General features: G+C 67.3%; 16 protein-coding genes and 2 pseudogenes. 6 read left to right on the plus strand and 12 right to left on the minus strand.

What is annotated here, in order from left to right; all coding sequences use genetic code 11:
* Positions 1-17 precede the first annotated feature (17 nt).
* Both U9J23_RS19365 and clpB read right to left on the minus strand, forming a co-directional pair.
* The gene (locus tag U9J23_RS19365; RefSeq protein ID WP_059384648.1) at positions 18-929 is read right to left on the minus strand and encodes a hypothetical protein; all 912 of its coding nucleotides are present in this window, start codon (positions 927-929) and stop codon (positions 18-20) included.
* Between the two features lie 68 nt (positions 930-997).
* Complete coding sequence (gene clpB / locus U9J23_RS19370; RefSeq protein ID WP_085469067.1) at positions 998-3553, minus strand: ATP-dependent chaperone ClpB; 2556 nt, start codon at positions 3551-3553, stop codon at positions 998-1000.
* 269 nt (positions 3554-3822) lie between these two features.
* Between clpB and U9J23_RS19375 the strand changes: the two genes are divergently transcribed.
* On the plus strand, positions 3823-4983 hold the full coding sequence (locus U9J23_RS19375; RefSeq protein ID WP_085469174.1) for an FAD-binding oxidoreductase: 1161 nt from the start codon (positions 3823-3825) through the stop codon (positions 4981-4983).
* A gap of 46 nt (positions 4984-5029) precedes the next feature.
* Here the strand turns inward: U9J23_RS19375 and U9J23_RS19380 are convergent, their stop codons facing one another.
* Positions 5030-5596: a hypothetical protein gene (locus U9J23_RS19380; RefSeq protein WP_085469068.1), complete on the minus strand. Its 567-nt coding sequence runs from the start codon at positions 5594-5596 to the stop codon at positions 5030-5032.
* A 249-nt stretch (positions 5597-5845) separates the two neighbouring features.
* On the opposite strand from U9J23_RS19380, the gene U9J23_RS19385 reads away from it, so the two are divergent.
* A complete protein-coding gene (locus tag U9J23_RS19385; RefSeq protein ID WP_228525647.1) occupies positions 5846-6370 on the plus strand; it encodes an AMIN-like domain-containing (lipo)protein in 525 nt (174 codons plus the stop codon).
* 97 nt (positions 6371-6467) lie between these two features.
* Here U9J23_RS19385 and U9J23_RS19390 read toward each other — a convergent pair whose 3' ends face one another.
* A complete protein-coding gene (locus tag U9J23_RS19390) occupies positions 6468-8021 on the minus strand; it encodes an AMP-binding protein (protein WP_085469070.1) in 1554 nt (517 codons plus the stop codon).
* A 197-nt stretch (positions 8022-8218) separates the two neighbouring features.
* Here U9J23_RS19390 and U9J23_RS19395 point away from each other — a divergent pair, with 197 nt between their 5' ends.
* On the plus strand, positions 8219-9010 hold the full coding sequence (locus U9J23_RS19395; protein ID WP_194699407.1) for an FAD-binding oxidoreductase: 792 nt from the start codon (positions 8219-8221) through the stop codon (positions 9008-9010).
* 25 nt (positions 9011-9035) lie between these two features.
* On the opposite strand, the gene U9J23_RS19400 is transcribed toward U9J23_RS19395, so the two are convergent.
* The 6 genes from U9J23_RS19400 to U9J23_RS19425 all read right to left on the minus strand — a co-directional run bounded on the left by U9J23_RS19400 (position 9036) and on the right by U9J23_RS19425 (position 14407).
* Entirely contained in the window at positions 9036-9467 is a 432-nt protein-coding gene (locus tag U9J23_RS19400; RefSeq protein ID WP_261379195.1) for a hypothetical protein, read from the minus strand.
* A gap of 113 nt (positions 9468-9580) precedes the next feature.
* Complete coding sequence (locus tag U9J23_RS19405) at positions 9581-11293, minus strand: 3-ketosteroid-delta-1-dehydrogenase (RefSeq protein WP_145707772.1); 1713 nt, start codon at positions 11291-11293, stop codon at positions 9581-9583.
* 119 nt (positions 11294-11412) lie between these two features.
* Positions 11413-12336, minus strand: a complete 924-nt coding sequence (locus U9J23_RS19410) for an alpha/beta hydrolase (protein WP_272269175.1) — start codon at positions 12334-12336, stop codon at positions 11413-11415.
* Positions 12337-12403: 67 nt separating this feature from the next.
* Positions 12404-12916 (minus strand): hypothetical protein, encoded by a 513-nt coding sequence (locus U9J23_RS19415; RefSeq protein ID WP_272269176.1) that lies wholly within the window; start codon positions 12914-12916, stop codon positions 12404-12406.
* Positions 12913-13446 (minus strand): nuclear transport factor 2 family protein, encoded by a 534-nt coding sequence (locus tag U9J23_RS19420; protein WP_145707778.1) that lies wholly within the window; start codon positions 13444-13446, stop codon positions 12913-12915. Before U9J23_RS19420 ends, U9J23_RS19415 begins: the two co-directional genes overlap by 4 nt.
* Positions 13447-13522: 76 nt before the next feature.
* Positions 13523-14407 (minus strand): SDR family NAD(P)-dependent oxidoreductase, encoded by an 885-nt coding sequence (locus U9J23_RS19425; RefSeq protein WP_106201673.1) that lies wholly within the window; start codon positions 14405-14407, stop codon positions 13523-13525.
* A gap of 99 nt (positions 14408-14506) precedes the next feature.
* Between U9J23_RS19425 and U9J23_RS27765 the strand changes: the two genes are divergently transcribed.
* The 3 genes and pseudogenes from U9J23_RS27765 to U9J23_RS19435 form a co-directional block, all read left to right on the plus strand.
* Entirely contained in the window at positions 14507-14800 is a 294-nt protein-coding gene (locus tag U9J23_RS27765; RefSeq protein WP_006552189.1) for a transposase, read from the plus strand.
* Positions 14801-14872: 72 nt separating this feature from the next.
* A pseudogene (locus U9J23_RS19430) lies at positions 14873-15697 on the plus strand (IS3 family transposase); the annotation flags it as partial.
* Positions 15698-16754: 1057 nt separating this feature from the next.
* Positions 16755-16916, plus strand: a pseudogene (locus U9J23_RS19435) (IS481 family transposase); the annotation flags it as partial.
* 215 nt (positions 16917-17131) lie between these two features.
* Here the strand turns inward: U9J23_RS19435 and U9J23_RS19440 are convergent.
* Both U9J23_RS19440 and U9J23_RS19445 read right to left on the minus strand, forming a co-directional pair.
* A complete protein-coding gene (locus tag U9J23_RS19440) occupies positions 17132-17803 on the minus strand; it encodes a response regulator transcription factor (protein WP_255247737.1) in 672 nt (223 codons plus the stop codon).
* Positions 17788-19122, minus strand: coding sequence for a sensor histidine kinase (locus tag U9J23_RS19445; RefSeq protein ID WP_059384584.1), 1335 nt, complete (start codon positions 19120-19122; stop codon positions 17788-17790). Before U9J23_RS19445 ends, U9J23_RS19440 begins: the two co-directional genes overlap by 16 nt.
* Positions 19123-19168: the final 46 nt, after the last annotated feature.

Below are 19168 nucleotides of genomic sequence, written 5' to 3' on the forward strand. Positions count from 1 at the left end.
CGAGTCAGCCTAGCGGGTCAGCGGCCCGAACCACCGAAGGACGGGAGGGACGCGCTGACGACGGTCTGGGCGGTCATCCGCCCCTGCTCGACGGCGCTGCCGGTCGCCACGGCGGTCGCGCCGACCTCGAGGCTGTCGGCGGTGTTGCCGGTCAGGGTGATGATCTCGGTGTCGGGCGTGAGGACGACGGTGACCGTCGAACCACCGATGACACCGAGGGTGATGCTGCCGCCGTCGTTCGCGGTGATCGTGCCCACGACCGCGCCCGCGTCGCCCATGACCTCGCCGAGTCCGCCCGGGATCCGGTCGAGGGGCAGCCCCGGTGTGGTCGGTTCGGGTGCCGGCGGGAGAGTCGCCGTCGGCGGGGGCGCGACGGTGGCCGGGGCGCGATCCGACGCGACCCGCGAGGTGGAGTCGTCGGGTCGGCTGAGCAGGAACCCGATGGTGCCGCCGAGCGCGATGAGGACCACCGCGGCGAGCGCGATCAGTCCCCAGCGAGGGCCGCGTGGCTTCCCGGCATCCGCGCCGGGCACCGGGCCCGTCGGTGGCTGCCCCGGTATCCCCTGCCCCGGTGTGCCCGGTCCCGGGTTCATCGCCGTCTGCGGATTGCGGGGGTCGTAACCGGGGAGCACCTGCGTGGGCTGATAGCCGTGCGGGGGCGGGTAGCCCGGCTGGGGAGGATACGGCTGCTGAGACGGATGGACCTGGGGCGCGGGGTAGGCCTGCGTGGGCTGGTACTCGCTCCCCTGCGCGCCCCACTGCTCGTAGCGGGTGTACGCGACCGTCGGGTCGGTGACCGGCCGCCCGTACGCCTCGGTCGGGTCGTCGGTGTGCAGCACGCGGGTCGCGTCGTCGTCCGTCCCGTTCGACGACTCGTCGAGTGCGTAGGCCCGTTCCTGCGGGGTGCGCGGCTCCTGGGGATTCGTCATAGCGCCTTCCAGAGTAGGCGTGCGCGGCCCCGGCGGCTCCTGCCGCCGAGGCCGCGCACGGGGCGCCGTCAGGCGCTGATCACCAGGTGGTCGCCGTCCTCGCTGACGCCCACGTGGACGGTGTCGCCGTCCTTGATCTCACCGGCGAGCAGCTTCTTGGCGAGCTGGTCGCCGACGGATTGCTGGATCAGGCGACGCAACGGACGTGCACCGTACTGCGGGTCGTAGCCGCGCACCGCCAGCCAGAACCGGGCGGTACCGGAGACGTCCAGCGTCAGTCGCCGCGCCGACATGCGGTCGGCGAACTGGTCGAGCTGGATGTCGACGATCTTCTCGAGCTGCTCCTCCGAGAGCGGGTCGAAGATCACGACGTCGTCGAGCCGGTTGATGAACTCCGGCTTGAACGCCGCCCGCACCGCCGCCATCACCTGTTCCTTGTCGCCACCCGCACCGAGGTTCGACGTGAGGATCAGGATGGTGTTGCGGAAGTCGACCGTGCGTCCCTGGCCGTCGGTGAGACGACCGTCGTCGAGCACCTGCAACAGCGTGTCGAAGACGTCCGGGTGTGCCTTCTCGACCTCGTCGAACAGCACCACCGTGTAGGGGCGGCGCCGCACGGCCTCGGTCAGCTGGCCGCCGGCCTCGTAGCCGACGTAGCCCGGAGGCGCACCGACGAGCCGTGCCACCGAGTGCTTCTCGCTGTACTCGGACATGTCGATCCGCACCATGGCGCGTTCGTCGTCGAACAGGAAGTCCGCGAGTGCCTTCGCCAGCTCCGTCTTACCGACACCGGTCGGGCCGAGGAACAGGAACGACCCCGTCGGACGGTTAGGGTCGGCGACACCGGCACGCGCACGACGCACCGCGTCGGAGACGGCCTGCACCGCGACGTCCTGGCCGACGACCCGCTTGCGCAGTTCGTCCTCCATCCGCAGCAGCTTGGCGGTCTCGCCCTCGAGCATGCGCCCGGCGGGGATGCCGGTCCATGCCGCGACGACGTCGGCGACGTCGTCCGGGCCGACCTCCTCCTTGAGCATCAGGTCGCCACCGGCGGTGGCACCCGACGCGGCGGCTGCCGCCTCGAGCTTCTTCTCCAGCTCGGGGATGCGGCCGTAGCGCAGCTCGGCGGCCTTGCCGAGGTCGCCGTCGCGTTCGGCTCGCTCCTCCTCGCCGCGCAGGGATTCGAGCTGTTCCTTGATCTCCCGCACGGAGTCGATCGCGGTCTTCTCGTTCTGCCAGCGCGTGGTGAGCTGGTTGAGCTTCTCCCGCTCGTCGGCGAGTTCGGCGCGCAGCTTCTCGAGACGTTCCTTCGAGGCCTCGTCGCTCTCCTTCTGCAACGCCATCTCCTCGATCTCGAGGCGACGGACGATGCGTTCGACGCTGTCGATCTCCTCGGGACGCGAGTCGATCTCCATCCGCAGACGCGAGGCCGCTTCGTCGACGAGGTCGATGGCCTTGTCGGGCAGGAAACGCGAGGTGATGTACCGGTCGGACAGTGTCGCCGCCGCGACGAGTGCGGAGTCGGTGATGCGCACACCGTGGTGTACCTCGTAGCGCTCCTTGAGGCCACGCAGGATTCCGACGGTGTCCTCGACACTCGGCTCCCCGACGAGGACCTGCTGGAAGCGACGTTCGAGAGCCGCGTCCTTCTCGATGTACTTGCGGTACTCGTCGAGGGTCGTGGCACCGACCAGCCGCAGCTCACCGCGGGCGAGCATCGGCTTGATCATGTTGCCGGCGTCCATCGCCGAGTCGCCGGTCGCGCCGGCGCCGACGATGGTGTGGAGCTCGTCGATGAAAGTGATGATCTGCCCGGCCGATTCCTTGATCTCGTCGAGCACGGCCTTGAGGCGTTCCTCGAACTCGCCGCGGTACTTCGCGCCCGCGACCATCGAGCCGAGGTCGAGCGAGATGACGGTCTTGCCGCGCAGCGACTCGGGCACGTCCCCGGCGACGATGCGCTGGGCGAGGCCCTCGACGATGGCGGTCTTACCGACGCCCGGCTCACCGATGAGGACCGGGTTGTTCTTGGTCCTGCGGGAGAGCACCTGGACGACACGGCGGATCTCATTGTCGCGACCGATGACCGGGTCGAGCTTGCCTTCGCGCGCCCGCGCCGTCAGATCGGTGGAGTACTTCTCCAGGGCCTGGTAGCTGGCCTCGGGGTCGGCGGAGGTCACGCGTCGGTTGCCGCGGACGGTCGTGAAGGCGTCGCGCAGGGCGGTCGGCGTCGCGCCGTGCCCGGCGAGCAGCTTCGCGACGTCGGAGTCGCCACCGGCGAGACCGACGAGGACGTGTTCGGTGGAGACGAATTCGTCGGTGAGTTCGGTGGCGAGTTTCTGCGCCGCGGTCATGGCCGCGATCGCTTCACGCCCGAGCTGCGGCGTGGTGGTCGCACCGCTGGTCTGCGGAAGGCGACGGACCAGGTCCTCGGCTTCCCTGCGGACCGCGGCCGGGTCGACGCCCACTGCTTCGAGCAGCGGGCCGGCGATGCCGTCGATCTGGTCGAGCAGTGCCACGAGCAGGTGTGCCGGACGGATCTCCGGGTTGCCCGCAGCGGACGCCGACTGAAGTGCAGCGGTGAGTGCGGCCTGGGTCTTGGTCGTCGGATTGAACGAGTCCACTGCGCGCCCCTTTCTTTCTCGGTGCACTCCCGCGCAGGCGAGTGCCCCATGTCGATTCTGCAGCCGATTCCCTGTGGAGGGCAGGTCTCGGTGATGTCGAATTCTTCAACGGATCGTAAGTTGAGTTTGTTCCACTCAACTTTCCTAATTGTAGTGACGCTGATCACAAACCGCTCGCAGGTTGTGATGGACCCCGTGGTCGGTGGCCGGGCGCCCTGCGAACGACTACAGTGACGGCGTTCGCGCAGCACGGATACAGGGAGGATGGCGTGGAGGCTTTCGCCATCGCCCGGGTTCAGCTGAGCTTCGCATCGATCATCGCCACCCCCACCGGAGCCGAACGGTTCGCGACGGCGTTCTACAACGCCCTGTGGAGCGAGTCCACGGGCATCCGATCACTGTTCCCCGCCGGCATGGAGTCCATGCGACAGCGTTTCGCGACCGCGGTCGGCTGGGTCGTCGCCCGTCTCCACGAACCGGGCACCGTCGAGAAATTCCTCGGCCAGCTCGCGCGCGACCACCGGAAGTACGGGGTCGAGCCGCTGCACTACCGGGTCGCCGGCAATGCGCTGCTCGCCGCGGTCCGCGAGTGCACTCCCCTGATCCTGTGGACGGCCGCGCTCGAGCGCACCTGGGCCGAGGTCGTCGACGGGGTCGTCGAGACGATGGCGACCGCCGCGGCCACCGACGACCTGCCCGCCTCCTGGGGCGCCACCGTCGTCGGCCACGAACGCGTGCTCCCCGACCTGGCGATCATCCGGCTCGAGGCCGACAGCCCGATCCCCTACTACGCGGGCCAGTACATGAGCGTGCAGATCCCGCAGCGCCCGCACATGTGGCGGTACCTGTCTGCGGCGATCCCCCCGAATCCGTACGGGCAGATCGAATTCCATGTCCGACGGGTCTCCACCGGGTGGGTGAGCCCCGCGCTCGTCGGCGAGACCGCCGTCGGCGACCGGTGGACGATCGGCCCACCGCTCGGCGGCCTGCACGTCGACCGCGAGAGCGGCCGGGACGTGCTGATGATCGCGTCCGGCACCGGCCTCGCCCCCATGCGCGCCCAGATCATGGAGATGGCGATGCGCGGTGACAACCCGCGCGTCCACCTGTTCTACGGCGGCAAGTATCCGTGCGACCTCTACGACCTCGAGACGCTGTGGCAGATCGCCACGACCAACCCGTGGCTGACCATCGTGCCCGTGCTCGAGGAGAAGGAGAACCCTTGGTGGCACCCAGTTCCCGTGAAGGAAACGCCCACCGGCCTCAACCGGCCGATGTACGGCAAGCTCGGTAAGGTCGCCGGGCAGTTCGGCACGTGGGCCGACCGTCAGATCCAGATCGCCGGGTCGCCATCGATGATCCGCACGACGCTGTACGCGCTGTCGGCGGCGGGCACCCCGCGTCAGAACATCAGCTTCGACCCGCTCTGATCTGCTTGCGCAGCCTCCGTGTTGCGAGAACGTTCCGCTCCGGTGGCTACATCCGCTGCGCCGCGACCGCCCGCGCGAACTCCGGATGCGCCTGCGAGATGACGAGTTCCGAACCGTCCTCCGCCACCGACATTCCCAGCGACGCCCGCGTCGGCTCGAGCACCCGCAGGGCGACGTAGATCGGGAGGAACGACAGGCCGAAGACACTGAGCAGCGCGAGACCGTAGATCTTGGGAGCGCCCTGCACGAGCGCGAACACCAGGGCGAGGAAGATGACGCCGAGGACCGTACAGGTCGCGGCGGCGGCGATCTGCCACCGCGTGCGGACGGCGACGCAGCGAGCGCACACGGGCCAGTCCACCGCGGCGACCTGCACCGTGTAGGCGGCCTCGAGCGCCGAACCGAACCGGTTCGATCCCTGGCGGGGCTCCGAGGCGTCGGCCGCGACCGTCACCCGGACACGACCGGTCTCGGGCTCACCGTGGCGCGGGCAGATCGGGGGAATGGGGTCGATCGGTCGCATCGAACCGTCCCCGAGCGTGCTCGTCGCTCCCGAGCCCGGATATTCGACTGCCAACCGCACCTCGACCCGCTGGGCGTCCCCGTTCACCATGCGAGGGAGTATGTCAGCACGACCCGGGCGGTGAAAGACCGGCCGCACCTGAGCGGTACTCGTCGGGTCGGTCCGTACAGAGAATCCCTCCGTGCGCTCGTTCCCGAAAGCGCGCACGATCTTTCGGACGGGCGCCGGCGTTGTCGTGGCACGAGTCCCACCCTGCGGCAGCGGAACAGAACAGCGGTATGTAACGCAGATCACAGTTCTTGCGATGATCCATCATCAGCCACACACAGAGGAACGGACATGAGCAGGATTCACGTGTGGCTCGCGATGATCGTCGTCATCGCGGGGATCGGGCTGACGGGCCCGACCGCGTCGGCCGCAACGCCCTATTGCGGCATCCACTGGGATTCACTCGACAAGGTGAACCCGACGATGGTCACCTCACCGTTCACCGCCGTACGGGCGGGACGGCACGAGTGCTTCGACCGGATCGTCGTCGATCTCGCCGGGCCGGCCGCGGGTTACCGCGTCGGCTACGTCCCCACCGTCCACGAGGACGGATCGGGATTCGAGATCCCACTGCGCGGCGGCGCGTATCTCCAGGTGGTCGTCCTCGCGCCCGCCTACTACGCACCGGCGAACCGGCACGAGGTCGTCGACGTAAGCGGGTATCGCACTCTGCGACAGGTGGCGTGGGCCAACAGTTTCGAGGGCCAGACCACCCTCGGGGTCGGAGTACGGGCCCGGTTGCCCTTCCGGGTGTTCACCCTCGACGGTCCCGGTAGTGGTTCACGGGTGGTGCTGGACGTCGCGCACCAGTGGTGAGGCCGGATACCGGCACATCCGGATCCACGAATTCTTCCGACACAGCTGGTCCCGGCAACCACGGACGGCTGCCGGGACCGGCTGTCACAGAGGAGGGTCAGCGGTAGGACGCCCGCAGCGTCTTCTTGTCGAGCTTGCCCAGCGGCGTCAGCGGCAGCGAGTCGAGGAAGTCGACCGACTTGGGGGCGTGCACCGAACCTTTTGCGGCACGCACCTTCTCGATCAGCTCCTCGGCGGGCACCGACTGGCCGTCGCGCAACACGACACACGCCTTGACGGCCTCGCCCCACTTGGCATCGGGCACACCGACGACGGCCACGGACGCGACCGCCGGATGCGACGAGATGACGTCCTCGATCTCGCGGGGGAAGACGTTGAAGCCGCCGGTGACGATCATGTCCTTCTTGCGGTCGACGATCGTCATGAAGCCGTTCTTGTCGGCGCGCGCGACGTCGCCGGTGTGCAGCCATCCGCCGCGCAACGCCTCGGCGGTCTCCTCCGGCTTGTTCAGATAGCCCTTCATCACGAGCGGGCCGCGCACACAGATCTCGCCGAGTTCGCCCTGCGGCACCTCGTTCAGGTCGTCGTCGAGCAGGCGGACGTCGAGCCACGGCACGGGGCGCCCACACGACGCGAGACGGCTCGGATCGTCGGGGAGGTGTTCCTCCTTGCGCAGCACCGAGATTGTCATGCCGCATTCGGACTGGCCGTAGAACTGGAAGAAGACCGGGCCGAGCCGTTCGATCCCCTCGCGCAGGCGGGACGGCGACATGGCCGACGCACCGTAGAACAGGGTCTCGAGACTCGACAGGTCGCGGCTGTCGAAATCGGGATGGTCGAGCAGCATGTAGATCATCGTCGGCACGAGCATGGTCGCGTTGATGCGGTGCTTCTCGATCGCTTCGAGCACGAGCGCGGGATCGAAATGGGGCAGCACGTAGAGACATCCACCGCGCAGGAGCGTGGGGACGAAGAACGCCGCACCGGCGTGCGAGAGCGGGGTGCACACGAGGAAGCGCGGCTGCTCGGGCCACTGCCACTCGGCCATCTGGATCTGGTTCAGGGCCGCACCCGAACGGAACGAGCCCATGACACCTTTCGGCTTCCCGGTGGTGCCGCCGGTGTAGACGATGGACGAGGTGTCCTCGATGTCGACGGGCGCGGACACGAGTCGCTGCTCGGTGAACTCCTCGGACAGGGCGAGGATGTCGGTGCCCACCGAGGACGGACCGAGGGAGAACAGGTTCTCGAGGGTCGGTACCTGCTCGCGCAGCTCTGCGGCGCGGTCCTCGAAGTGGCGGGGATCGAAGATCAGGGTCTCGATCTCGGCGTCGGTCGAGATGTACAGGTGGTCGGAGAGCGAGCCCATCGGGTTCAGGGCCGTGTTGCGGCAGCCGGCGACCATCGTGGCACCCATCGAGATGAGGACCTCGGGCCGGTTCTTGGACAACATCGCCACCGCCGATCCCTGTCCGACCCCGACGGACGCGAGCGCCTGCTGGAACCGGCTGATGGCGGCGCGCATCTCGGCTCCGGTGAGGACGACGTCACCGAGGTGCAGGGCGGGCCGGTCGGCGCTGCGGTCGAGCGCGGTGATGAGGAGATCGGGCGTGAACGCGGGGCGGTAGAGGTCGGCGTACTCCTCGGGCATGGTCGTCCTTCCGGTGTGCTGTGACGGTCCGTTGTGTGACGTCACCGGTCGGCGTTCTCCGCTGTGGTGACCATCACCTGCCGTTGGTCACGATAACCGCTCCGGGCCGAAAACTGAAACACGTTCCACTCTGCCTTTTCGGCGAACTCTCGCCTAGAGTCTTGGGCACGCCACAGCACACCACCGGGGGATCACGCATGCAGTCGGCCACGCCGTCACCGAGCGAGACCGAGACGGCAGTCACCGCCACCGTCGTCGAACATCATCGGCTCCGGCACGACCTCGCCGTCGTGCGTCTCGAATGCGACGACGCGATCGTCGATTTCCGTCCCGGGCAGTACGTCGACGTGGCCGTGCCGCAACGTCCCACGCTGCCGCGTCGCCTCTCCCCCGCGTTGCCGCCGTCGCTGGACGGCAAGCTCGAGTTCCACGTGCGCACGGTCCCGGGCGGCTGGGTGAGCGGTGCGATCGTCGCCGAGACACAGCCGGGCGACGTATGGCAGATCGGCGCGGCCCGCGGCGGCGACCTCCACATCGACGACACCGGCCGCATCGTCATCATGGTGGCCGGCGGAACGGGCCTCGCACCGCTGCGGTCGTTGATCCTCGACGCGGCGCGCCGACCGGATCCGCCTCGTACCTTCCTGTTCACGGGCGCCCGCAACCCGCGCGACCTGTACGCCGCCGACATGCTCATGCTCCTGTCGGAGGCGCTGCCGTGGCTGACGGTGGTGCCGGTCGTGGAGACCCTCGAGATCCCCGACATCCCCGACCCCTGGTTCGACCGCATCGCCCCGCGCATCGACGAGTTCGGACCCGACCCCGACGAACTGCTCGAGGGCAGCGTCGACGAGGTCGTCACGTCCTACGGTGCGTTCGGCGACCACCAGGTGCTCGTGTGCGGCCCGGCGGCCATGGTGCGCACCACCGCTCAGCGGCTGATCGAGACCGGTACCCCGGTCGAGAACATCCGCTACGACCCGTACTGAGTGCCCCGGCGCACCGGCCGGCGCTCTACGAAGCGGCCGCGGTCACCCAGGCACGGGCGACGACCGACCCGGACGAGTCCGTGCCGACGAGCGCGACGTCCTCGACGTTCTCGTGATCGGTGCGGTAACGCTGCAACACGGTCACCGACCAGGTCGGTGATCCGGGACCCGCGGAGTGCTCGTAGAAGCGCATCCGGAGCCGCCGCACATCGGCGAGGTCGAACCGTTCGACAACCGAATGCAGCAGTTCGTCGGCGTACGGGGTGGGCACACCGTGCTCACCGTCCGGACGCGCCGATCCGGACACGAAGACCTCGGCGACGACCCGCCCGATCTCATCGACGTATCCGAGTGTCCGGTCGAGCCGGCCGGACGCCTCGTCGCGGTCGTCACGGGCCCGGCAGGTCAGCGCGTCGGTGGTGGGTGGCGCGAAGAACACGATGTCCACTTCGTCCACCCGGCCACCTTCGGGACGGGGTCCGGACTCCCAGAGGGACAGCACGGTAGGGAGGAGACGTACGTCCCCGTTCGTGATCGTCACATACCCTCCATACCTCTCGGATCGTCCGGTCAGGCGACCGGTGCGTCCGACGATGCTGCGTCGCGTGCCGCGATGTACCCGAAGACCAGGCCCTGGCCGATCGTGGCGCCGGCACCGGGATAGCGGTGGCCGAACGCGTTGGCCGCGGTGTTGCCGATAGCGTAGAGACCGGCGATGGGGCTGCCGTCCTCGCGGAGGACCCGCGCCCGCTCGTCGGCGCGCACGCCACCGCACGTGCCGAGATCGCTCAGCGTCATCTTCACCGCGTAGAGCGGGCCGTGCGTGAGGGGCCGCAGGTTCGGGTTCGGCTGGACGGTCGGGTCACCGTAGTAGCGGTCGTAGGCACTGCCGCCGCGTCCGAACTCGGAATCCGTTCCCGCCGCCGCGTCCTCGTTGAACCTGTCGAACGTCGCGGCGAAGGTGTCCACCGGCACGCCCATCGACGCCGCGAGTTCCGCAGCGGTGGTGCCACGGTGGGCGATGCCCGCCTCGTACCAGGCTTCCGGGAGCGGTTGACGCGGGAACACCCCGGCCGCGAAGACGTAGCTGTTGCGGTACTTCTGGTCGAAGACGATCCACATCGACTCGATCGGATCGCCGGCACGCTCACGTTCGAGCACCAACTGTCCGAACGACATGTAGTCCGACGACTCGTTGGTGAACCGGCGGCCCGTCTGGTCGACGATGAACGAACCCGGCAGCGACCGCTCGGCGAGCATGACCATCGGCGGCTTTCCCGTGCGGGTCGGCGCGACGGCAGGGAACCACCAGGCCTGGTCCATGAGGGCGAGATCTGCACCGACCTCCTGGGCCGCCTTGATCGCGTCGCCGGTGTTGGTCTCCGCTCCCAGGCTCTCGTGGTCGAGCAGACGCTCGGACTGGAACTTGCGCCGCATCTCCATGTCGTGGTCGAAACCGCCGGCGGCGAGCACCACCCCGCGACGCGCGGTCACCGTCACCTCACGTCCGTTCTGCTCGACGACGGCACCGGTGACACGGTCCCCGTCGGTGAGCAGACGCACCAGCGACGTCTCGGTCCACACCGGGACACCGGCCTTCAGCACACCCGCGAACAGACCGGCGGCGATCGCCTGTCCACCCGCGACATATTCACGCTTGACGGCGAGACCGGCGACACCCTGGGCGAGCCGCTTGAAGATGCGCGGAAAACCCTTGTGCGGCACGCGCAGCATGAGGTTCATCCACTTGTAGTCGGCACCGGTGGTGGGCATCGGCAGGCTCGCCTCCATGAGGCCCGGACGCAGTCGACCGCGCTCCTCACCGAGGACCGACAGGTCGAGGGGCAGGCACTCGCAGCTGCGGCCGACCGCCGAACCACCCGCCAGTTCGGGGTGATAGTCGGAGTAGCCCTCGGCCCAGAACAGCTTCATGGGGGTGGTGCGCTGGAGCATCTCGATGGTGGCGACACCGTTGTCGACGAAGGCCTCGCCCCGCTCGACCGGCGCCGTGCCGTCGACGACCGTCCGCACGTAGGTGTGGCCGCGCTCGATGGTGTCGCCGCTTCCCGCCGCGGTGAGTACCGGATTGGCCGGCACCCAGAATGCACCGCCGGAACGGGCGGTCGATCCGCCGACGTAGGCCGACTTCTCCACGATGAGAGCGGACAGGCCCGCCTCGTGCGCGGTGAGCGCAGCGGCCATGCCGGTACCGGACCCGATCACGAGCAGGTCCACGGTCGTATCGCGGGCTGTGGTCACGGCCGGTACAGGGGTCTTGGCCATCGACTGTCTCCTTCACATCGTTGTCTTCCGGACGGTATGGCAGCTCCGGGGGTCGTAACATGCGTGATCCCGATCACCGGGAGAACACGAGGCTCGGACGATCGGTCTCCGATCGTCGATCACTTCGGCGAGGCGAAGACGTCGGAGAGATAGGCGACGATCCTGTGGAACAACTCTTCCGCAGCAGGTAGCACGGCTGTCATGGTCGCGAAACCGTGCATCGTCCCGTCGTACCGCCGTAATTCGACCGGCACACCGGATTCCTGCATACGCCGCGCGTACTCCTCGGTGCCGTCGCGCGTGGGGTCCACTTCGGCGGTGGCGACGAAGGCGGGCGGCAGGCCGACCAGGTCGCCGGCGAGGCCCGGAGATGCCTGCAGGGAACGCCGGTCGGTGGGATCCGGCACGTACATGCCCCAGAACCTGTGACAATCCTCCGGGGACAGCAGAGCCGTGGCGTACTCGGGGTTGGTCACCTCCATCACCGCCGTCCCGTACAGGGAGATCTGCGCGAGAGGAAGCGGACGACCGGCCTCTCGGAGTTGCTGGGCCAATGCGAAGGTCAGAGTGCCACCGGCACTCTCGCCTGCGATGACCACTCGTGTCACGTCGACGGACCGAAGTTCATCCGGCACAGAAGTGATCCATTCCCACACACTCCGGCAATCGTCGAGCGCGGCAGGACACGGGTGTTCCGGCGCCAACCGGTAGTCCACTGAGACGATGACGGCCTGCGATGCGATGCTCAGCTTCCGCAGGTACTCCTCGTTCTGATCGAGATTTCCGACGGCGAAGCCTCCACTGTGCATCCACTGCACCACCGGCAACCCCGGGTCGTCGGGCGGCCGGTAGATGCGCACGGGAACGCCACCACCGGCCGAGGGCACGACGCTGTCCTGTCGATGATGAATGGGTGTCGTTGCCGGAATCGCGTGCGCAGCGAGAGCGGCACGCAGATCCTCCACAGGCGTCTCGTGCATGGGCTTCGCCATGCGTGCTGCAGATGCATCGACCACGCGCTGCGCTTCCGGTGAGAGCGACATGTGTTCTCGTTTCGTCGACGTCTCGTACGGGCTGGGGAGGTTCCGATCGCTGTGGCGGCGGTTCGGATCAGAGAACTCGCGGAGACACCTCTGCGAAGTGATCGGCGTATCTCACCGAGTCCTGGGTATCGAGAACGACGTGAACGGCACTGAAGACCGGTCCCGCTTCGGTGGCGCGGATGCTGCCGCGCACGATGCCACTGGACAGGTTGAACGGCCTACCGTCGACGATCTTGGTGACGAAGATGTAGGACGAGAACTCGACCTCGTCGTCCTCGACACCGGTGACGAACACGTTGGTGCCGTTGTGGCGCAGCGGATAAGGACTGTTGCGTCGATGATCGTCCTTCCATGCCATCACATTGGCGGCGCCACGCACGTCGACGCGGATGAAGTCCTCGCAGTCGGTTTCGCCTGTGTCGCTCGCGCAACTGAAGACGATGTCGTCGGCCATCAGCGCTCGAAGTGCGACGGGATTCCATTCGTCGTAGTGGAACCACCAGGCGGCGACGAGGGCGCTGACGGTGCCGAGCGTGATGTCCTGTACCGGCCCGGTCGCGCTCCCGCCTCCGCCACTCATCGGTCGGTCACCGACGATGGGACGGTCTCGGGGTAGACCTGTGCGAACCAGGCGCGCTGGGTGGCGTCGAACGTGCCCAGTTCCATCGCACGTCGGCCCCATCCCTTGATCAGGTCGAGAAAACTCGTGACGTCGTAGATGTCCTCCTGCCGGGAGAACCTGCCGTTCCCGGCGTAGGTCAAGATGCTGACATGGGGCGCTCCCCACACCGTGCCATCACCGGGATCGCTCATCACATTGTCGAGCTTGGCCACGATCGTGCCATTGGTTTCGTCGATCACATGGAAGTGTTCGGGGAAGGAGACCGTGTGTGAGCCGGGAAATTGGGCGAGGCTCGGCTCTGCCCATTTCCAGATACCTTCTCTCCCTTCGAGTACGCCGGCCATCTGCTCGTGGTAGACGACATCCTCGGTGAACAGTTCGAGGAAATCCCGCCAGCTTCCCTCCCCCGACCCCGCACGATTCACCGTGGCGTGCCAGTTCTGGTACGCGTTCTCGAGTTCTTCTCTGCTCCAGCTGTTTTCGGCCATGTTCCATCCTAAGGTTCGAAATGCCCATCGTTCTACGAAACGTCCCATCACGCGGGAATCGGACACGAATCCCTCATCATGCACCGTGCTCGACGGTGATACCCATGCGCGTGAGCATGGTGTGAGGATCGGCCGGTGACGCATGATCGAGAAGCTGCTGTGCGCGTCGATGCATTGCGGCCATGCACAGGTCGTCATCGGAGTGGATCCAGAACTCGCCGCGCGCGATCTGCTCGACCATGTGCTCGGCGGCGACGAGCGGATCGAGTCCCTTCTCGACGTTGTCGCGTTGCATGGCCGCGAACACTGCGTTCGCCGTCGGGTTGTCCGTGGGTGCCTCACGCTGCGCCGACAGGAAGATCTCGCTCCGAATCGAATGCGGGATCACCGCACTCACCTGGATCGGTGCACCGACGATGGCCAGGTCCTGGTGCAGACACTCCGTCATCGCGAGCACCGCATGCTTGCTCACGATGTACGGGGATTGCACCGCAACGGCATTCAGTCCACCGACCGACGACAGATTGGCGATGCACGAGGGAGTTCCCGCTGCGATCATCCGCGGGACGAACGATTGCAGGCAGTAGAAGACACCATCGACGTTGATCTGCATCAGCCGTTGCCACCGCTCGCGGTCGATCTCCCACAGCAGGCCGGCCGACTCGACGCCGGCATTGTTCACCAGGAGTTCGACGCTGCCGTGACGATCGAAGACCTCGCTCGCCATCGTTTCGACAGCGTCGGGGTCGGCGACGTCGACGGCATACGGTTCCGCCTTGCCCCCTGCAGCGACGATCTCGTCGGCGACCTTCGCCGCTCGATCGCCGTCGATATCCGAGACGACGACCGTCATTCCCAGGGAGGAGAGATGCCGTGCCAGACCTTCACCGATGCCGGCGGCGGCGCCGGTCACCACGGCCACGCCCCGGGAGAAACGTTCCCGCGCACTGCTCGTCTGCATGCTCACGCCCTCAATCCGTCGTCGGCGATGGGGACTGCTGCACGGATAGGTGACATCTGAACTGTGGTGCCGTGAGGCACTGCTGGAAGGATGGACCCCGTGCCCAAGCCCTATCCGAAAGAGTTCCGCGACGACGTCGTCCGCGTGGCCCGCAACCGCGAACCAGGTCAGCACCTGCGGCAGATCGCCGCCGACTTCGGCATCAGCGAATCCTGCCTGACCAACTGGCTCAGGAATGCCGACGTCGAGGACGGCACCAAGCCAGGGACGACGAACGAGGAGTCCAGAGAGAACCGCGAGCTGAGAAAGCGGATCCGGTTGCTTGAGCAGGAGAACGAAGTGCTGCGGCGGGCCGCGGCGTATCTATCACAGGCGAATCTTCCGGGAAAATGATGTTCCCCCGCACGCGGGAGGTGCCCCCACCGCTCGTCCGCGAGCTGGCCGCCGGCGGGATTCCCGTCGCGGCGGGTGTGCCGGGTTCTGGGGATCGCGCGCCAGCCGTACTACCGGTGGCTCGCCGACCCGGTCACCGACGCCGAACTCGAGGAGGCGTACCGGGCGAACGCCCTGTTCGACGCCCACCGCGAGGACCCGGAGTTCGGCTACCGGTTCCTCGCCGACGAAGCCCGCGATGCGGGCGAGTCGATGTCGGACCGCACGGCGTGGCGGATCTGTTCGACCAACAGGTGGTGGAGTGTGTTCGGCAAGAAACGTGGCTCGAAGAAGGGCCGCTCCGGGCCGCCGGTGCACGATGATCTCGTCGGCCGCGTCTTCACCGCGGATGCTCCAAACACTTTGTGGCTCACCGATATCACCGAACACAGAACCGAGGAAGGCAAGCTCTACCTGTGTGCGGTCAAGGACGTGTACTCGAACCGGATCGTCGGCTACTCGATCAGCGATCGGATGAAATCCCGTCTGGCTGTCACGGCCCTCGAATCGGCAGTGGCACGGCGGGACTCGGTTGCCGGATGTGTGGTTCATTCCGACCGTGGATCGCAATTTCGCAGCCGGAAATTTGTCCGCGCCCTCGCCCGCCACGACCTGGTCGGATCGATGGGTCGGGTGGGTGCGGCCGGCGACAATGCCGCGATGGAATCGTTCTTTGCGCTGCTCCAGAAGAACGTCCTCGACCGGCAGAGATGGGCCACACGCGAGCAGTTGCGCATCGCGATCGTGACTTGGATCGAGCGGACCTATCACCGCCGGCGACGTCAGCTCCGGCTCGGCAGATTGACGCCTGTCGAGTTCGAGACCATCATGACCACACCAGCCACACAGGCTGCGTGACCGAATCTGTCACCGGATCGTGCAGCAGTCCCCAATCAGGACTCTAGAACAACCCGGACCTACTCACAGGGGACACGCCAACGCCAGTTGCTGCCGCTCCCGTCGCTGCCGATCCCGTTGGTTTCAGATGGGCTTGTCGCGACGACGATGTCTCAATCGGGGCGGGGGTCGTACCGGTACAGAGTCCCACAGCATTCTGGCGACGTGGTAGGGACTGGGGTCTGGACCATTCCGTGGGCACCGTCAATCGTGTACCAGTCTGTTGGTGGTGCGAGGCTCGGGTCAGCGGCGACCGCGGCCAGCGCCAGGTCCTCGAAGAACGCTTCAGTGGCTCCGACCGCGGCGACGACGACAGCGCGGTTGAGTGAGCGCTGGTTGGCGGGCGGCGCTCCGGCACCAGTTTGCTCCCCTGGCTGACGCGCGGGGCCGTCAGGGGCGCATTCTTCTGATGGATGCTCTCGAGGGTTCTGTGCGTCCGAGAGGTACGAGACCAGTTCGTCCAACGACGACTGCAAGGGGTGACGGGGCAACGCGTTCTCCAAAAGTCGGCTCGATCGACCACGCACGCGCTCGGCGGTCTACTCCACGACTCCGCCGATCTGCCGCTTCCCGCAGGTCGAGGTAGGGATGCGGGTGCGCCGGCCCCGCCAGCGCGCTGCGCTGGCCGACTTCATTGGGTAGGCGACAATCGAGGCCTACGCCTCGCCGGATGCCCTGGTCATCAGCGCGCTGACCGCCGACGGCCCGCGGGCGCTGACGCGCACCACCGATTGCGAACTGGTGCGGCGAGGCGGCGACGAGGACCCTGCTCGGAGCCCCGATCAGGTTGGTCGAGATCCCGATCATCGGGACGACGGAACCCGCGGCCACGGTCCGCGCGCTTCGCGACGCCGCTCCCGCCGGCGCAAGCCCGTTGACCGTCGAGTGGGACGGCCTGCTGTGCGTGATCACAATGACCCGGCCCGCGGTCCGCAACGCCGTCGATCTGGCGCTGGCCCTGGAAATCGAGAAGGCCGTCGATGGCCGGACCATCGAGCAGCATGACGCGGCGGACGTCCGCACTCTGGCCGACGGGTGGGCCTACGCACGCTTTTACGAATCAACCGCGCGCCGCAACGCTGCCCTGCCCGGCTGGCTGCACTTCTACAATCACCACCGAGCCCTTTCCGCCATCGGCGGCCAGCCGCTAGTCACCAGACAACGTCGCTGGACATCGCATGATGGACGCCGTCAGCTCCGTGGGTGTGTCGTCCGGGACGAGGTAGCCCGCGCCAGGGATGGTCTCGAAGCGTGCTACGGGGATCTGTGCCGCAAGCTGCGCCCCTTGGCTGCAGGCATCAGATGTCATCGCCGGCTCGTCTGCGCATACGCAGGCGAGCCCCGGACGGTAGACCGGGCATCAACACATCGGATGATTCGGGCGTCGGATGTGTCTCAGCCGAGCTCGTGCCGGCGTAGATACGCGAGGACGGCCAGCACCCGACGATTCGTGTCGTCGGTCGGCGGCAGCACCAGTTTGTTAAAGATGTTGCCGACATGCTTGCCGACCGCCGATTCGGTGATGAACAACTGTGCGGCGATCGCCGCATTCGAATGTCCCTCTGCGATCGAGGCGAGCACCTCGCGTTCGCGCGGCGACAACTGCGCCAACGGATCCCGCCGGCGACGGAACAACTGCTGTATGACCATCGGATCGATCACAGTGCCACCGGCAACCACTTGACGCAGAGTGGAGACGAACTCCTCGACATCGACGATGCGATCCTTCAGCAGATAGCCGACCCGCCCACCTTCCGCACCCATGAGTTCGTCGGCGTAACTCAATTCGACATACTGGCTCAACGCCACCACGGCAAGCCCCGGATAGGTTCGTCGCAGTGCCACTGCTGCGCGCAACCCCTCGTCGGTGAAACCCGGCGGCATCCGCACATCGGTCACGACGAGGTCCGGACGGTGCTCGGCGACAGCCGATTCCAAGTTCACGGCATCGGGGACCGCAGCCACGACCTCGAACCCGAATCGTTCGAGCATCGCGGCGAGGCTTTCGCGCAGCAGTGCACCATCCTCGGCGAGGACCACTCGCACGGCAGTCAGTTCTCGATCCACGGCAACTCCACACGGACAACGGTGGGCCCGCCAGGCGGGCTGGACAGCAGCATTCTGCCGTCGACCGCCGCGACCCGGTCGGCCAGGCCCGTCAGACCGCTCCCTCGTTCCGGATCCGCACCACCGCAGCCGTCGTCCACGATCTCAACGACCAGCAGATTCCCGGCGCGTCGGACAGCCACTGCGACGGCCGTCGCATCCGCATGCTTGGCGACGTTGTTGAGCGCCTCGACCACGACGAAGTACGCTGCGACCTCGACATCCCGGGCGGGGCGGGATGGGATGTCCGCGGTGACGCCGACCGGGGCCATGAAGTCTTCGGCCAGCGCACGCAACGCGTCGGGCAGGCCACGGTCGGTGAGGACCCTCGGGTGGATTCCCCGAATGAGTTGCCGCAGTTCCGCCATCAATTCCTTGGCCTGGTCATGCGCCTGCGACACGCTTTTCGCGGCTGCGGAATCTGGTGGGAGGTCGAGTTTGGCCATGCCCAACTGCAAGGTGAGGTTGACGAGCAGCGACTGTGCGCCGTCGTGCAGGTCGCGCTCGATCCTGCGACGTTCCGCCTCGAAGGCATCGACCAACCGGGCCCGGGACCGGGACACCTCCACAAGTCGTGCACGAAGCGCGTCCGGGTCGTCGCCGCACAATAACGACCGGGCGAGCGCACCGTGCAGTCCCGCGATCAGAGCACTCACATACGGGATCGCGGGCAGCAGAAGCACACCTGCGATCGCGTAGGGGACGGCCTGGTCGACCGCCGTGATCTGGCTGAAGCCGAGCGCCACCGCTTCGTCACCGTCACCCACCACCAGGGGGCTGATCACCATCACCACGATGAGCCCGGTGATCACCGCAGCCAGGAACAACAACGCGGGCACCAGCGTGAGCAGCAGGAACGCATAGCCGAGCCCCCTCCATGTCGCGGACTCGGTGTAGCGGGTGCGCACCCAGGGCCACAGGCCCGCGGAGGGAGGAGCGCGGTGCGCCGAGAGCGCCCGATCCCTGCTCACCAGACGCAGCCGCATCCGTTCCAGGGTCGCCAGCGGTATCGCCACCAGCGGGCCGAGCCCGAACACCAGCGCCGCGCCGAGAACACCGAGGAACAGCACCCGGCCGAGCGGCTGCGGATACATGCCGTCGCCCGCCCACACGATCAGGACGAGCCACGGGACGCAGAACGCCGCGAACGGCAACGCGACCATGCACACCACCGGGACGGTGGTCAGCACGTGACCCAGCGACCGCCACGGCCACTCGGTCAGCAGAAAGCGCCGCCGTGTGATCGCGGTGAGCACCGTGGTCGGTTCATTGGAGGACACCGAGTGAGCCTACCGACGCGGCCGCTGCTTCGGGATGAGGTGGAGT

Source organism: Rhodococcus sp. PD04 (assembly GCF_035918275.1).
Lineage (GTDB): Bacteria > Actinomycetota > Actinomycetes > Mycobacteriales > Mycobacteriaceae > Rhodococcus > Rhodococcus rhodochrous.

What these genes read in the sequence shown, in the direction of transcription:
- U9J23_RS19365 (WP_059384648.1), bottom strand. Translation starts at nt 929, where the DNA reads ATGACGAATCCCCAGGAGCCGCGCACCCCGCAGGAACGGGCCTACGCA.
- U9J23_RS19380 (WP_085469068.1), bottom strand. Translation starts at nt 5,596, where the DNA reads ATGGTGAACGGGGACGCCCAGCGGGTCGAGGTGCGGTTGGCAGTCGAA.
- U9J23_RS19385 (WP_228525647.1), top strand. Translation starts at nt 5,846, where the DNA reads ATGAGCAGGATTCACGTGTGGCTCGCGATGATCGTCGTCATCGCGGGG.
- U9J23_RS19390 (WP_085469070.1), bottom strand. Translation starts at nt 8,021, where the DNA reads ATGCCCGAGGAGTACGCCGACCTCTACCGCCCCGCGTTCACGCCCGAT.
- U9J23_RS19395 (WP_194699407.1), top strand. Translation starts at nt 8,219, where the DNA reads ATGCAGTCGGCCACGCCGTCACCGAGCGAGACCGAGACGGCAGTCACC.
- U9J23_RS19405 (WP_145707772.1), bottom strand. Translation starts at nt 11,293, where the DNA reads ATGGCCAAGACCCCTGTACCGGCCGTGACCACAGCCCGCGATACGACC.
- U9J23_RS19410 (WP_272269175.1), bottom strand. Translation starts at nt 12,336, where the DNA reads ATGTCGCTCTCACCGGAAGCGCAGCGCGTGGTCGATGCATCTGCAGCA.
- U9J23_RS19415 (WP_272269176.1), bottom strand. Translation starts at nt 12,916, where the DNA reads ATGAGTGGCGGAGGCGGGAGCGCGACCGGGCCGGTACAGGACATCACG.
- U9J23_RS19420 (WP_145707778.1), bottom strand. Translation starts at nt 13,446, where the DNA reads ATGGCCGAAAACAGCTGGAGCAGAGAAGAACTCGAGAACGCGTACCAG.
- U9J23_RS19425 (WP_106201673.1), bottom strand. Translation starts at nt 14,407, where the DNA reads ATGCAGACGAGCAGTGCGCGGGAACGTTTCTCCCGGGGCGTGGCCGTG.